This window comes from Bacillus chungangensis (assembly GCF_030812995.1).
In the GTDB taxonomy this organism is placed as follows: domain Bacteria; phylum Bacillota; class Bacilli; order Bacillales; family Bacillaceae_C; genus Bacillus_CF; species Bacillus_CF chungangensis.
In genome coordinates this window covers 1-14,232 of sequence record NZ_JAUSTT010000006.1, presented here as the reverse complement: position 1 = coordinate 14,232, position 14,232 = coordinate 1, and the positions used below count along the sequence as shown (strand labels likewise).

General features: G+C 34.5%; 13 protein-coding genes and 1 pseudogene. 7 read left to right on the top strand and 7 right to left on the bottom strand.

Annotated features, from left to right (window positions below; all coding sequences use genetic code 11):
* From J2S08_RS06095 to J2S08_RS06085, 3 genes are all read right to left on the bottom strand, one after another.
* The gene (locus tag J2S08_RS06095; RefSeq protein ID WP_307227683.1) at positions 1–1,311 is read right to left on the bottom strand and encodes a phenylacetate--CoA ligase family protein; all 1,311 of its coding nucleotides are present in this window, start codon (positions 1,309–1,311) and stop codon (positions 1–3) included.
* Between the two features lie 574 nt (positions 1,312–1,885).
* A complete protein-coding gene (locus tag J2S08_RS06090) occupies positions 1,886–3,502 on the bottom strand; it encodes a carbon starvation CstA family protein (RefSeq protein ID WP_307227681.1) in 1,617 nt (538 codons plus the stop codon).
* 1 nt (position 3,503) lies between these two features.
* A complete protein-coding gene (locus J2S08_RS06085) occupies positions 3,504–4,034 on the bottom strand; it encodes a hypothetical protein (protein ID WP_307227679.1) in 531 nt (176 codons plus the stop codon).
* A gap of 371 nt (positions 4,035–4,405) precedes the next feature.
* Between J2S08_RS06085 and J2S08_RS06080 the strand changes: the two genes are divergently transcribed.
* Together J2S08_RS06080 and J2S08_RS06075 are read left to right on the top strand one after the other, a co-directional pair.
* Positions 4,406–4,993, top strand: a complete 588-nt coding sequence (locus J2S08_RS06080) for a hypothetical protein (protein ID WP_307227678.1) — start codon at positions 4,406–4,408, stop codon at positions 4,991–4,993.
* Between the two features lie 65 nt (positions 4,994–5,058).
* Entirely contained in the window at positions 5,059–5,487 is a 429-nt protein-coding gene (locus J2S08_RS06075; RefSeq protein WP_307227676.1) for a hypothetical protein, read from the top strand.
* Between the two features lie 30 nt (positions 5,488–5,517).
* On the opposite strand, the gene J2S08_RS06070 is transcribed toward J2S08_RS06075, so the two are convergent.
* Positions 5,518–5,913, bottom strand: a complete 396-nt coding sequence (locus J2S08_RS06070) for a DUF3888 domain-containing protein (RefSeq protein WP_307227675.1) — start codon at positions 5,911–5,913, stop codon at positions 5,518–5,520.
* A gap of 397 nt (positions 5,914–6,310) precedes the next feature.
* Between J2S08_RS06070 and J2S08_RS06065 the strand changes: the two genes are divergently transcribed.
* The 3 genes from J2S08_RS06065 to J2S08_RS06055 all read left to right on the top strand — a co-directional run bounded on the left by J2S08_RS06065 (position 6,311) and on the right by J2S08_RS06055 (position 8,804).
* Positions 6,311–6,814, top strand: a complete 504-nt coding sequence (locus J2S08_RS06065; protein WP_307227673.1) for a hypothetical protein — start codon at positions 6,311–6,313, stop codon at positions 6,812–6,814.
* A gap of 194 nt (positions 6,815–7,008) precedes the next feature.
* Positions 7,009–7,659: an alpha/beta fold hydrolase gene (locus J2S08_RS06060; RefSeq protein ID WP_307227671.1), complete on the top strand. Its 651-nt coding sequence runs from the start codon at positions 7,009–7,011 to the stop codon at positions 7,657–7,659.
* Between the two features lie 98 nt (positions 7,660–7,757).
* The gene (locus tag J2S08_RS06055; RefSeq protein WP_307227669.1) at positions 7,758–8,804 is read left to right on the top strand and encodes an ATP synthase beta subunit C-terminal domain-containing protein; all 1,047 of its coding nucleotides are present in this window, start codon (positions 7,758–7,760) and stop codon (positions 8,802–8,804) included.
* 96 nt (positions 8,805–8,900) lie between these two features.
* On the opposite strand, the gene J2S08_RS06050 is transcribed toward J2S08_RS06055, so the two are convergent.
* Positions 8,901–9,770 (bottom strand): GNAT family N-acetyltransferase, encoded by an 870-nt coding sequence (locus J2S08_RS06050; RefSeq protein ID WP_307227667.1) that lies wholly within the window; start codon positions 9,768–9,770, stop codon positions 8,901–8,903.
* Positions 9,771–10,058: 288 nt separating this feature from the next.
* Here J2S08_RS06050 and J2S08_RS06045 point away from each other — a divergent pair, with 288 nt between their 5' ends.
* Positions 10,059–10,574 (top strand): DinB family protein, encoded by a 516-nt coding sequence (locus J2S08_RS06045; protein WP_307227665.1) that lies wholly within the window; start codon positions 10,059–10,061, stop codon positions 10,572–10,574.
* A 539-nt stretch (positions 10,575–11,113) separates the two neighbouring features.
* A pseudogene (locus J2S08_RS06040) lies at positions 11,114–11,212 on the top strand (IS3 family transposase); the annotation flags it as partial.
* Positions 11,213–11,385: 173 nt separating this feature from the next.
* Here J2S08_RS06040 and J2S08_RS06035 read toward each other — a convergent pair.
* Entirely contained in the window at positions 11,386–12,864 is a 1,479-nt protein-coding gene (locus tag J2S08_RS06035; protein WP_307227663.1) for an Lsa family ABC-F type ribosomal protection protein, read from the bottom strand.
* 573 nt (positions 12,865–13,437) lie between these two features.
* Positions 13,438–14,094, bottom strand: coding sequence for an HAD family hydrolase (locus J2S08_RS06030; RefSeq protein ID WP_307227662.1), 657 nt, complete (start codon positions 14,092–14,094; stop codon positions 13,438–13,440).
* Between the last annotated feature and the right edge of the window lie 138 nt (positions 14,095–14,232).

Genomic DNA, 14,232 nt, shown 5'->3' with positions numbered 1-14,232 from the left:
TTAACGGTGATCAACTACTCTAATCGCCTTCCCTTCAAACCTTGGAATGCTGCTAGGTGCAAGCACAGTAACATGAGGTGCAACTAAACAATAATTTCTTATTAAATATTTAATTTTTTCTACTAAGTTCATTACGAGTGAATGAGATAAATTTTTATTTATACGATTAAGATAGAAACTTTGATTGACTTCTACGTGCAAGTCTATAATATCAAGGGCGTTTTCTTTTTTTAAATATAGTTGGTAGTGCGGTGCTATCTCTTCAACTTGTAAAAGATAATTTTCAATTTCAGATGGAAAAATATTCACTCCACGGATGATAACCATATCATCTGTTCGGCCTTTGACTTTAGACATTCTCGTTGTCGTTCTTCCACATTTACAGGGAATAGTTGTAATAGACGCTATATCACCAGTGCGATATCTGATCACCGGGAATGCTTCTTTCGTTAAACTAGTAATAATTAATTCGCCTTCCTCTCCTTCTTTAAGCGGTTTTAAAGAGACTGGATCAATGACTTCGATGAAAAAATGATCGTCAGCTACGTGGAGTCCATCCTGTGCCTCGTGGCATTCCATTGCAATACCAGGTCCAAGTACTTCGCTCAATCCATATACATCACAAGCTTTAATCGCTAGTTTCTTTTCGATTAACTTTCGCATTTCTTCCGACCATGGCTCTGCTCCTAAAATCCCATACTGCAATGATGTTTTTCGCGGATCTTTTCCTATACTTTCCATCGTCTCGGCAATATTTAATATATAAGATGGTGTTCCACAAATGACCGTTGGTTCAAAATCTTCAATAAGCATAATTTGTCTAAGTGTATTGCCGCCTGAAACTGGCACTGTCGCCATTCCTAATTTTTCGCTGCCATAATGAAGACCTAATCCTCCAGTAAAAAGACCATATCCATACGCATTATGTAAACAACCTCCCTGTCTTCCTCCTGCTGTTACTATTGCTCTTGCGACAACTTCCTGCCAAATCTCTATATCTTGTTGTGTATACCCAACAACAGTTGGCTTCCCACTCGTCCCTGAAGAACAATGAATTCTAACAAGTTCTTCACGTTCCACAGCAAAAAGACCAAATGGATAGTTCGCTCTTAAGTCTTCTTTTTTTGTAAAGGGTAATTTCACAATATCATGAAGGGATTGAATATCACGAAGCGCAATTTGGGCTTCAGCAAACTGTTGTTGATAAAAGGAAACTTTATGATAGACCCTTTCCAACGTTTCTTTCAATCTTCTGAACTGTAATTCTCTCATACTTGTCCTATCCAGCATTTCGATATCATGTAAAATCACTACTCTTCCCTCCTGATTCTTCTTTTTAGTAAGAAACAAATTTGTTCCTATCCGTTTTTTTAGATTGTTCCCTATCATAAAGCATGTTTTTAATGATTCTATGTATAATAAGATGTTTTTAGAATAACCATTGTTCAGAATTGATGGAAGGTTCAATATATTGAAAGTTATATTCAGGGGAATATGAAAACCCCACTCCCTATTGTTTTGATAGGAGCGAGGTTCAAGTTTTTCAGCACATTTAACGAAAGTAGTAGTTTTAGATGATTTTCGTAAAAATAGGTTTTGTACTTTGCTTAACTCCTCCTTCCTTCGTAGTTTTTGTTCCACATCTAACTGGCGGGTACAGCCCTCCACCTCAAGAATAAGAGGTATCAGAAGCGCTAGGTGGGGGATGACTGAAAGGCAAATGTTCGATTGGTTCGGGCCGACAGGATAAGGAAAGCTTCTCGAATCAGCATCGCACGAAAAAAAAGTGCCCTTCTTTTTCGAGGACGCTTTCGATCTTAGCCTTTGTTCTACTTCTTGTCAGTGGGGGAAAAGAGCCCCCCCACTTATGGAACTTTCAATTTTTTTAGACTTTTATACTTGAATCCTTTTCACTCGTTGCGGTTAACGATCGCCATGCTTCAATCGCAAGGACGATGCAGAGAACAAGCAGAACGAATGCAGCCACCGTTAAAAAGTAATTTTTCGCCGTAAAATTTGTTTGTATTAAAACGATAAGTGCAGCGATTGTCACGAAAAACATAAAGATCATCGGAATGATTGCAAACCAAGCTTTTACCCCTTTTTTAATTAGCCATACACTGATGGCCAACAGTGCCAGCGCTCCAAGCATTTGGTTCGCCGAGCCAAACAATGGCCAGACAGCGCTCCACGTTCCTGAAATCGCCAATGCTCCAGCGCCTACAACAATAACAAGTGTTGCTAAATGATTATTTGCTAAGATTGGCAATTTATCCTCTGCAAGCTCCTGAACTGCATATTTTCCAAGCCTTGTTGCAGAGTCTAATGTTGTCATTAAAAATGCAGAAGCGGTTAGTGCTACAAAAGTTGTTCCTGTAGCTGTGGGAACTCCAAAATGCGACATAAAATAACCAATGCCTGCTGAAAATGTCCCAATCGGTCCGCCTAAATCTGCCATTCTCGCTGTAAATTCAGCTTGTGATAAATAGGCAACAGCCCCTACAGCAATAATAGCCAAAAAGCCTTCTAACAGCATACCGCCGAATGTGATGAATCTGCCATTTTTCTCATTATCCAACTGTTTGGCTGTTGTTCCCGACGATACAAGGGAATGAAACCCAGAGATAGCACCACAAGCAATTGTAATGAAAAGAATAGGAAACAAGTAGCCTAATGTTTCATTATAAAAACCTGTAAATCCAGGCATTTGAATCGTTGGATTGGCAAATATAATGCCGAGCGCCCCACCAGCGATCATACCATAAAGCAGGAATGAGTTAAGATAATCACGAGGCTGTAATAGCACCCATACTGGCATCACAGAAGCTAAATAAGCATACACTAACAAAATGATAACCCATGCAGTACCACTTAAATGTAATGGATAGATAAGTCCAATCCAAATACTAGCAGCCATTGCAATGACCCCAAGTATGCTTGCTAACACAAAGTTCATCCGAAATTGATTCACTAGAAACCCAAAAATGATAGCAGCACCGATGAACAAAATTGAAGCTGTAGCGGCTTCAGGAACAGAAACAAACGTATCTCTAACAAGAATAGTGAATACTCCGACAATTAAAGCGAGCGTTGCAATCGAAAAGGCCAAAAATAGTGTTTGCCCCCGGATGCCGATATATTCTTTAATAATCGTTCCGATCGATTGTGCTTTATGGCGAATGGATGCCTGCAATGAAGTATAATCATGGACACCGCCAATAAAAATGCTTCCAATGATAATCCATAGCACTGCTGGTATCCAACCAAAGACAACTGCTGTAATAGGTCCGACAATCGGCCCCCCACCTGCAATGGTAGCAAAATGATGGCCTAAGAGGACAGGCTTTTTGGACGAAACATAATCTACACCATCTGCCATTGTCACAGCTGGTGTTGGCCGATTAGGGTCGACATCTAATTTCTTATCTAGAAACTTTCCATAAGTAAAATAAGCGACAATAAAAATCCCGCCTGCAATAGCTAGCAACGCCAATAAACTCATTCTATCTTCTCCCTTCTTGAAGAATTTTTTTAACTGGTTGTACAAATTGTTTTCCTTTTGGATGGATCATTACTTGTTGACGTTGGTAATCGACAATTGTTGCATAAATTTCTGCCCATCCGTGGCAACCGAATTTCATAAACTTTATCTTTCGATATTTTTTCACCTCCTTTATTGCATTTTCATGAACTGGCTGATTTGTTAAGATCATCGCGATAAAAATGGTCGACATATGTTCTGAGTAAGAAGGAATGTATGATTTAAAGTGCTTCTCTACTATCTGCAGAAATTGCTGAACAAGGCATTTTGTCACTTCTTCCTCCGAGCAAGCAGCAAAAATAACTTGTTGATTCTCTACTTCCCATACTTTTATTTTTCTTGTCATCATATATTTTTCATCTCTACGCTTATGTGTTGCAACAAATGCCAGCGGCATCTCTCCAAGCAGCACATGTTTATCGACATCAAAGTAAGGTACATATTTATTCATTAAATCAAAAACAAAATTTTGTTCGTGAATATCAGAACACATTGCTTGAAAACCTCCAATCATTACCATCCAAAAAATTACTAATACCCTCTAGAATATAACGAATAATAAGAAATTTTGCAATACTTTTTCCATATGAATTTGCAGAGAAGTAATTAATAGAAAAGCGAATTAAAGCCTCATTTCTCGGTGTATAAGCGAGAAATGGCTTCTTTATATATAAGTTTCCTTCCGTTTTCTCCAGCTGCTCCAATACCATAAAAATTAACGGGGTTTAAGAACCTATAGATTACTTTTTCAGTAGATTCTATTTATACAAATTTAAAAAATTAACAAATTAGGAGGATAATTACAATCATTTATCGTATTTAATAGTATAAGGATTAAATTGATAAAACATTGGGTGATTTGTATTGGGGAAAATATTAAAACATATGATTTTTATATTAGTGATTGGATTTTTCCTTTTGTTTTTTTCCAGAATAGAGTTGTTTACTGATGCAGAAGAAACGGATAAATCTATCACTTTGTTAAAAGCTTATCAACTAGGATTAGAATATGCTCGAGAAATCGATAGACAAGCTGAGCTCTTGCATATAAATAGTGTAGATGATGATAAGAAAAGTGGCATGAACGGCAAAAAAGAAAATTGGCAAATGCTTATCGTTTTACCTAACAAAGATAAGCGTATAGGAATTACGATTGAAAATCAGAAAGTTACGCGCACCCAAATGTTAGATGGGGTTTCTTTAAGTTATTTCATCATACGTGAAAATGAAATGAAGTTTAATAGCGACGAAGCGGTTAAAAAAGCGATCAATGATTTTTCGTTAGAACCAGGGGGAAAAGACAACTATCTTTTTAACGGTTATCATTTTAAGCTGATCAAAGATAAAGACATACTGTTTTTGACAGTTGTAGGAGATAAAAACGACAACCAAATGGAAGTCCACTTTCATGCAACTACTGGAAAGTATTTAGGGAGAACAGAGCATCATTAGTTATAAAATTTAGGAGGTGAACGATCAGTTTCATGTAAAAATTTATGGGAGAGGAAGGAATTGTATTGAAAAAACTGATAAGCAGTCTTTTCGGCATCGCAATATTGTTAAGTTTACCATTAGGGGAATCATCAGCAGCGACCTACAATAATCAACATGCAACAGCATACACAGCCCCGCCTGGCAGTAAAACCTATCATGGAACGACACCAACTCCATATCGAACTGTCGCAGTTAAGCCTAAAGTATGCGGCAACCCAAGGTCAGGAACAAAACTTCCATACGGAACACAAATATATACTGACCAAAAGCTTTACTTACCTGGCTTTGGCTATAAAGACGATTTTTTAGTTGAAGATATGGGGCAAGTGAATTGTCAAGATAATTTATCTGCATACTGGATTGATATTTACTTTGGTGTAAAAAATGCTACAAATGACTATCATGCTATCCAATTTGGCAAACAATCTGGAATCCACTATAACACATATTAACTCTTATAAAGAAGGGTTTGCCACCCTTCTTTATATGTCTTGGTGTTTAAAATTAATTAATTTTACTCCACTTGGCGTTATTCTTAATGTGAGTGTTTCAAGGCCATAAGGAGGGTTATGAGGTCCATAAAATGTTTTGTATTGTACCTTTACAGTAAAATCGAACACTCCTTTATTTATTTCCTTTTCTTTTTCAGTTCTCCCAGGAATATTTCTTTTTATATCTAATATTTTCACATTAAATAAATCGTAAGATCTATCTGGCCCTACTTTTTCTGAAATGATCTTATAAACATAAGGATTTAATAAAGTGATATAAGAGTCGTAAAAATCTTTTTCGTTTACTTCGTCTTTATTTGCTTCTGTTTTTAATGGCAAGAACATGAAGCTAACTCCCATAAATATAACAAGTATTTTCAGCTTCATGAATATTGTCCTCCCCCCCCCTAATTGATTATAAAATAGTATGTCCAAGGTTTTTATGTAATATGATAAGATTGAAACAACGCAACGGTTATTTTATGAAGTAATAAAAGCCTTATTTCTCGCTTATAACACCGAGAAATGAGGCTTTTTTATAGTTGGAATTTTTATTCATAAGAGATGAAGAATACGAAAACAAAACCTAACTTATTACCTTTTAAACAGATATTCCTCCGACTATCCAAATAAGGTTAACTTTTTCTCTCAAGAGAAAATTATATTACGTTAAAAAATAATTGACATATAGAGTAATTTATATTACCTTTTGAAGTAATGGAAGGTCGTGAATTTTTAAAAAAGTTTTGAAATTGATAAAACATAATAGAAAGGAGATAAGTCATTGTCTAACATTTATTTTTTAAAACCCAATTCAGACTCACTTCATAGTTTTTTCAGCAAAGATTTAGAACCTGCTTTAGCAATTAATTCTGGTGATACTGTAAACTTTCAAACGTTAGACTCCGCATGGGGTTTAGAAAAACGTACTGCTTTAGGGCAACCTAGAAAAAAATTTACTGAGATAAAACCTAATCGCCAATCTCATGAATTCGGGCACGCTTTAGTTGGTCCAGTATATATTAATCAAGCAAAACCTGGTCAAACATTAGAAATAAAGATTAATGAGGTGATTCCAGGTTCATGGGGGTGGACATCTGCAGGAGGTCTTGATCAGGCTGTGTGGATTGCTTTAAATGAAATGTTAGATTTAATGTCATCCTTATATCATATATCTCGCACAGAAGCATATGCATACGCGTCAATGGTAGTCGATTTGCGTATAACGCAAATTGTAAATTTCTCCAAAGGTGTTCATGCTATTCTACCTTTCAATGCATTAAGATAAAGTAAAAATTTCCATCAGTGTAGGTTCTTTCTACTTTATATAAGATCTCAATTAAAGATCATCTTCAAAAAAGAATATACCAGTTAGATTGTGGGTTAATTGCTTAACTGAAATCATTTTTATAACCACTATATTTGGTATCGTTACCAACAACCAATATTTTAAAAAAAAATATAATAAGGAGTGAAATAAAAATGAATATCAACCATCACTGGATTGATAATAATGGTACAAATATCCATTTTGTAGAAATGAACGACAAGATGAAGGATAAAATTCCTCTCGTCATTATTCCTGGACTTTCGGAATCAGCAGAAGATTATATTTCTTTAATAGAATTACTAGATCCTAGACATTGTGTTGTTATGACACTTAGAGGGCGTGGGAAAAGCAGTTTACCTAAAGGTGGATATACATTAGAAGAACATATCAGTGATATTCATACTGTTATCAAACATCTCGCACTAAAGGAGTTTATTTTAATGGGTTATTCACGAGGTGTTTCATATACAATTGGATATGCCATTAAAAATACGAACTTACTTAAAGGGCTAATAATAGGTGATTATCCGGCTATTCATACACAACTACGCCTAGGTTGGGCTGATTTTTATTCATCATTGCCACCTTGGAGAGGAAAGCCAATTTCTCAAAGAATGAAACGGGAAGCTTTAATTGGGTTAGAAAGAGATTCTTCTCATGTTTCTTTTTGGGATGATTTATCATCCATTCACTGTCCTCGCTCTTATTATCCGAGGTGGAAAACAAGATGCAGTGTTATCATTAGAAGCAGGAAAACAATATATAGAGAAATTGCCGCAAGCGAAACTAGTTGTTTTCGATGAATCAGATCATAATATTTTTGAACCTGATATACAAACCTTTGTAAACACTGTAGATTTGTTTATGAAAAATATAAAATAAGATGAAAAAGGTGTAAAGATTGGACAATTTAAGACTAAATGTATCTTTATTAAGAAGACGAGTTCCTAACCTTACAAGTGCCGCTCGTTCAGTTGGATTGCGGCCTGCAACAGTTTCTAATTTATGTACCGGAAAAATTTCGGTTGGACGTTCGGAAGTTCGAACCATCGTGGCACTTGCAACTTTAGCGAAATGTAGTATAGATGAGTTGATAATCCGTGGGGACACAGTTGAAATGATTGAAACAAACATTAAAGTCTTAGATTTGTTTGCTCCTTTAGCAAAAGGTGGAACGGTCGGTTTAGTAGCTCGTCCAGGCATGGGACAATTAGTGCTTTTAGGTGAATTATTACGGAATTTCAAAAAAGAAGATTATTTGACCATCTTATTGAAGCCTGATGGAGAACATCCTGAATTAAAAGATATACTTCAAGCTGTTGATATTGTTTCCTATACAATTGATGAAACATATAGAATCGTGACAGATACAGAACAAAGTAAAGACATTATTTTTGTTGCAGATCGGAACCATGTTTTAACAGGTCATATATTTGATCTTCAAGAACAATTGGAGAATGATGGTATTCATCATGTCACAACTTTCCTAGTCGATTTAAAGGGGACAGTCGTCGATGACGATATTCCTTATGGACCACTTGAAACTTTATGGCATTTTGATGCAGATCTCGTTGCGAGGCACAAGTTTCCAGCTATTCATCCCCTTTATTCAACGTCATCGGTATTAGAGGGACTACATCTCGAAGATCAACATTTATCCATTCAACAACAAGCGAAAAAACTTTTGCGGAGATATCGTGAATTGCGTTCCTTAGTGAACGTTAAGGGAATGAGCAGTATCCCTACTTCTGAATTACAAACTTATCATAGAGGCGAACGGCTCGAAGCCTACCTTACGCAACCATTTTTTGTCGCTAAGGCTTATTCTGGCAAGCAAGGTGAAGCAGTTAACCTTAAGGATACATTAAAAGATGTTCGCGCTATTCTTACTGGTAGTGCGGATGCAAAACAAGTAGAAAGCTTAAATTATACAGGAAGGCTTAAATAATACATCATCAAATAAACCCGATTTATTTCTGATTTAGATAAATCGGGTTAAACTTGGTTTTGGTGAACAGTTTAATGGATTGCATTTATTATGTCTTTATCCAAAAGCTTGTGCGGCTATGCCATACAACGTGTTATTACGTAATGGCAAATGATCTCCATTTTTAATCATTATTGGTGGTTGGCTTACTTGTAAGAAACCGCATTTTTTTAAATGAGACATGAAAACCTCATGTCCTGAAGGAACATCGATTCTTAATTTTCCGTGGTGATTTCTCGCTAATTGATCAATGATTACGGATGCTGTTTCAGAATCAAGCGCTACTATAGGGCCTAATATAAGATGTATAGGTCCTGAAATAGACATCCCATAACCGATATTTTTTCCATCAGGACTTTTAACAACTATTGCTTCTTTTGATTGTTTCAGTCGATTAATAAGAAAGGTTTTTCGGTTATCACCGAATGCTTCAGTATCTAAATGTATTAATTGCGGTATATCTTCCTCACCTATCGGTTTTATATTTCTATGAAGATTGCTGTTTTTTACAAGTGGCTCATAGTGATCACAAAGAAACTTATGAACAGTATCTATCGATTTAAAACCCATTTTTTCATACAAAGGTTTTCCTTCTTCTGTTGCAATTAACATCGCCGTTTTACTGCATAACATAGAGTCTAGACATTTTTGTGTAGCTTTTCTTCCCAGACCCATCCCCCTATAATCCTGTCTAACGATCACCATACCAATGGATGCTAGCTTTGAGCTATACTCAATAATTGCTGCACTAGAGACTATTTTGCCTTCTTCATTTTTGTGACCATAAATTTTTCCAGAATTCATCATTGTTGTTATTTCATTTCGGTCATAGTCCCAGCCAATAGAAGTAGACAAATCAATTAAAGCAGGAATATCAAGGTGATCAAATTTTTTAAAAAATAATTTCGTTTCATTTATTAAATTCATACATATAACCGCCTTTGATTAAAATAACATTGATGAAAACACTCAGTAGTTGTGGGAATTTTTTGTGATTTCTTTAGATAGGAACATATCATTTTCATTATTGCAACTCTTCTTAACAAAATCAATTATATGACTTGAAAGTTCATTATCATCGTTGCGTCTACAGCTACTACACTTATAATATAATAGAGATAAGAATAGTGAAAACTAAGAGAATACTTTTCATCAAAGAGAATATATACAGAATAGGAATTTTAGTATGCACTTTTTGGAGAAGGGAGAAATCTCATGAATAAATTAGTAAATGACAAATTGTATGAAACGAGAAATAATCTAGTAAAGGAGATTACTTTATTAAGCGATGCGCAATTTAATGGTAAGCCTGATAAGAATAAGTGGAGTATTGCACAAGTTTGCCATCACTTAGTTTTAGTGGAAGAAGCATCTATAAAGGCTATTGCATGGGGATTAAAAGAAGTTGATCATACTCAAAAAGATCGTAAAAATGTTCATCTTATCATATTGGATAGAACGAAAAAGATTAAAGCTCCAAAAATTGTTGAACCAGATGTAAAACCATTTGAAGTTCAGCAAATAATTGATTTGTTAAATGATTCGAGAAAAAAATTGCTGACTTTTCTTAGTACTATAGAAGATAAATCCATATTGGCGGAAAAATCAGTGCAGCATCCTGCTTTGGGTGAATTACCTCTTGATCAATGGATTGAACAGATATATTTGCATGAACAACGACACATAGAACAAATAAAAGAGATAAAATTACTTTTAGATGCGAGGCACTAAACTGATGTTAAAGTGAATAGCATATCAAAAAAGAAATTTTAATTTTGTCAAATATGAAATTAAAATAATGGGGTGCTAGCGCTAAAGATTTAGCTGTTATCGAAGCAAATTTTGCTTTGTAAGCTATTAGGACAGGATAAATGAAAACAGAATATGAAAAATGAAAAAAGGTAGAACAGCTTTTATCTAATCGAGGATTAAGGATTCACTCTTATTAGAAGTGCTTGGAACATTTTAATACTTATACCAATAATAGAAAACCCAATTTCTCCATTTTAATAATGAAAAATTGGGTTTTTTATATTGAATTTCCTTAACTTGGGATGCCGTGTATTCTACATAGAGTAAATAATATTTCTTTTGTGGAGCTCCCTTCTTCCCTTAATAAAATTTCTTTGCTATCGTATTTGTGTCCTTGTTGAAATAATTTTAAATAAAAATGGTGTCCCGTCTGTTCGAACTTTTGTAGAGAAAATCGATTTGATTATAAGGAAAGAAATACGCCTTCCTTATAAGTATAAGACATTTGAAGCGTTCAACAAGCCATCGATGATTATATCTGGTTTTACAATAACGAACGGTACCAAGAACGATTAAACGGCTTGAGCCCATTAGAATATAGGGTTCAAGCCGCTTAAAGCACTTTTATTATTTCCACTGTCTACTTGACAGGGAGCATATCAAGATTGATCAAAATGGATTCTTCTCTAACAGATTTATGTTTAGTTTTCATAAAAAAGTTTGTTCATTTTAGCTACGTTTTTCAACTAAAGTACCATATAGTTTCATAACCTAATTTACTGACAGTTCTTCATATAGATATAGTTTTTGTTGCGACTGTTTGTTGAAATGCCTGATCATGCTCAACAATAACCATTGTGGGACTAAATCTTTGAATAAGCTCTTCAATCTGCATGCGCGAATAAATATCAATAAAATTTAACGGTTCATCCCAAATATATAAATGAGCTTTTTCAGATAAACTTTTGGCTATAAGCAGCTTTTTCTTTTGTCCACCAGAATAATGAGCTATATCTTTCTCAAATTGAATTCGGTCAAAATCCATCTTACGTAGGATGGATTTAAATAACGTTTCATCAATCTCATGCTCTTCAATAAAGTCCGATAACAGTCCCTTCAAATGAGAAGTATCTTGTTGGACATAGGAAATAATGAGGCCTGAACCTAAATTCATTGAGCCTGTATGCTGTATCGGATTTCCTAGCATTAGTTTTAGAATACTACTTTTTCCGCTTCCATTCTTTCCATCAAGTACAATTCGGTCACCTTGTTCGACTTTAAAGCTAATTGGCTTATTCACTATTTGGTCATCGTACTTAACAGACACATCAGCCAAAACAATCAATTCATTTGACTGAAATTCCAATGGTTCTAATTTTAATGACTCAGTTTTTTCCACATTCTTTAGCAGTTTTGACTTTTCCTCAATAGCTTTTTGTTGCCTTGATTCAAGGTTCTTTGCTCTCTTCATCATCTTTGCCGCTTTATGTCCTACAAAACCCTTGTCCAACTTAGAACCCGAATTCGTTGTCCCATTTTTGGAAGCTTCCACTTGATTAGACCAACCTGCTGAACGCTTTGAAGATTGTTTTAATCTCCCTATGTCTTTTTGTAGACGCTGATTTGTTGCCTCTTCGTGTTCCTGCTGCCTATCAAAATTTAACTTCCAAGAAGAATAGTTACCACTTTGAACTTCAATATTTGCCCTATTTATAGATAAGATATGGTCAACACATCCATCTAAAAAGATTCTGTCATGTGAAATTAAAATAAACCCTTTTTTCTTCCTTAGATAATCAGAGACCATCTTTCTTGCATCAGTGTCTAGATGGTTGGTTGGCTCATCAATTAATAGAAATTGACCCTCAGTCAAAAAAAGTGCAGCAAGCAACACCTTTGTTTGTTCTCCATTTGATAATGTTTTAAATGGTCGGTACATGACCTCGGCATCAACATTTAGATAGGATATTTCACGAAGAAATTCCCAATCTTCTGCTTGGGGGCAAATTTCTTCAAAGATTTCATGAGTATACTTGTTTTTATCCGAAACTGGATAAGGGAAATAATTAAATTCTACTGAAGAAGTGATTTTTCCACTATACTCATAATTCCCTAATAATAAATGAAAGAATGTTGTTTTACCTCGTCCATTTCTACCGATAAATCCAAGTTTCCAATCCGTATCTATTTGAAAGTTTACACCTTCAAAAATATTGTCAAAGCTACCTGGATAAGAAAAAGTTAAGTCTTGAACTTGTATCATTGACATGATAATTCCTCCTTTGTATATGAACACTTTACTTTTTATACAAAGTCGGCACATCCATCTATTCTAAATTTCTCCGTATAAGTTTGATGGATATTAACGACTTATACGGAGTATTACATGCGTAACAATAGTGTCTGAATTGCTCATTTCTCTCTCTCCTTTATTTATTAGATTAAAGTTATAGATAATCTTAACTATGAGAGAATAAAAAATCCTCCCAATTTGTCATTGGAAGGATTAGTCTTTCACTTATATTAAATAAGTTCTTTTTTGCCATTGGAATCATGACAAATAAAGTAACACTGATTTATAAAAATGGACAGACTAACCCTATATTTTGAAGTTTGAAGTTATTCATTTCAAATAAAAATATAGATTAGTTAATCATTGTCCATCCATCAGTCCTCTCATAATTGTATCTTTATATTAACAAATTTTTTTATGGAATACAATTCAGCATTATCTTCACCTCAAATTACTGCTTGTTGCTCTTTTGATCATTTCCATAATCATGATTATTGTTTTTACTCATTATAAAAATATTGTGAAGAAAATAACTTCTGATTATGTTTATTATGTAAAATAACTTAATAATCTATCAAAAGAATTGATCTCGGCATATGGTTTTATTTCGGTATCATTCTTGATCATATGAGGATTGAACCATATGCCCTTTATATTTGCATTTTGACAACCAGCAATATCCTTTTCTATGTCATCTCCAACGAATAATGCGGCTTCCGGTTGCACATTAAGCTTATTTAATGCTAATTCAAAGATGCGTTTGTCAGGTTTACTAAATCCCACTTCTTCAGAAATAATTATGATATCAAAACAACTATTTAAATGAGTGTTCATTATTTTAGCTTTTTGTCTCTGAGTTGAGCCGTTTGTTATAATTGCAACTTTAACTTGCATCTTTATAGTATTTACGATATTTATAGTATTTTTGTTTATAGAAAAACAATGAGGAAAATTATTATTCCAAAAGTCTTGAATGTGATTGCGTGGCAATCTATATTTTGGTGGAAATTCATCAAAAAATGATTCCAAAACTTTTGTTTTATCACCATAGCCATAGCTTCTATTATCATATCCCTTTAATTTTTGTAACATTTCGTTTTTTGCTGAATGTTTAACATCCTCATAACACTTTTCTAAAATAATTAAAAACATTTTATCTACTGCCTTATCCCTATTAAGTAAGGTATCATCTAAATCAAATAGCATTGCTTTATAACCTCTCAAATAACTTCACAGCCTTTCTCACATTATTTGAACCTCTCACGACTAAAGTCATGAGATTCCTACGCTGAACGCTCTATCGAGCGAAGATAAGTAGGCTATCCCCGTAGTTCCTACGGTTAG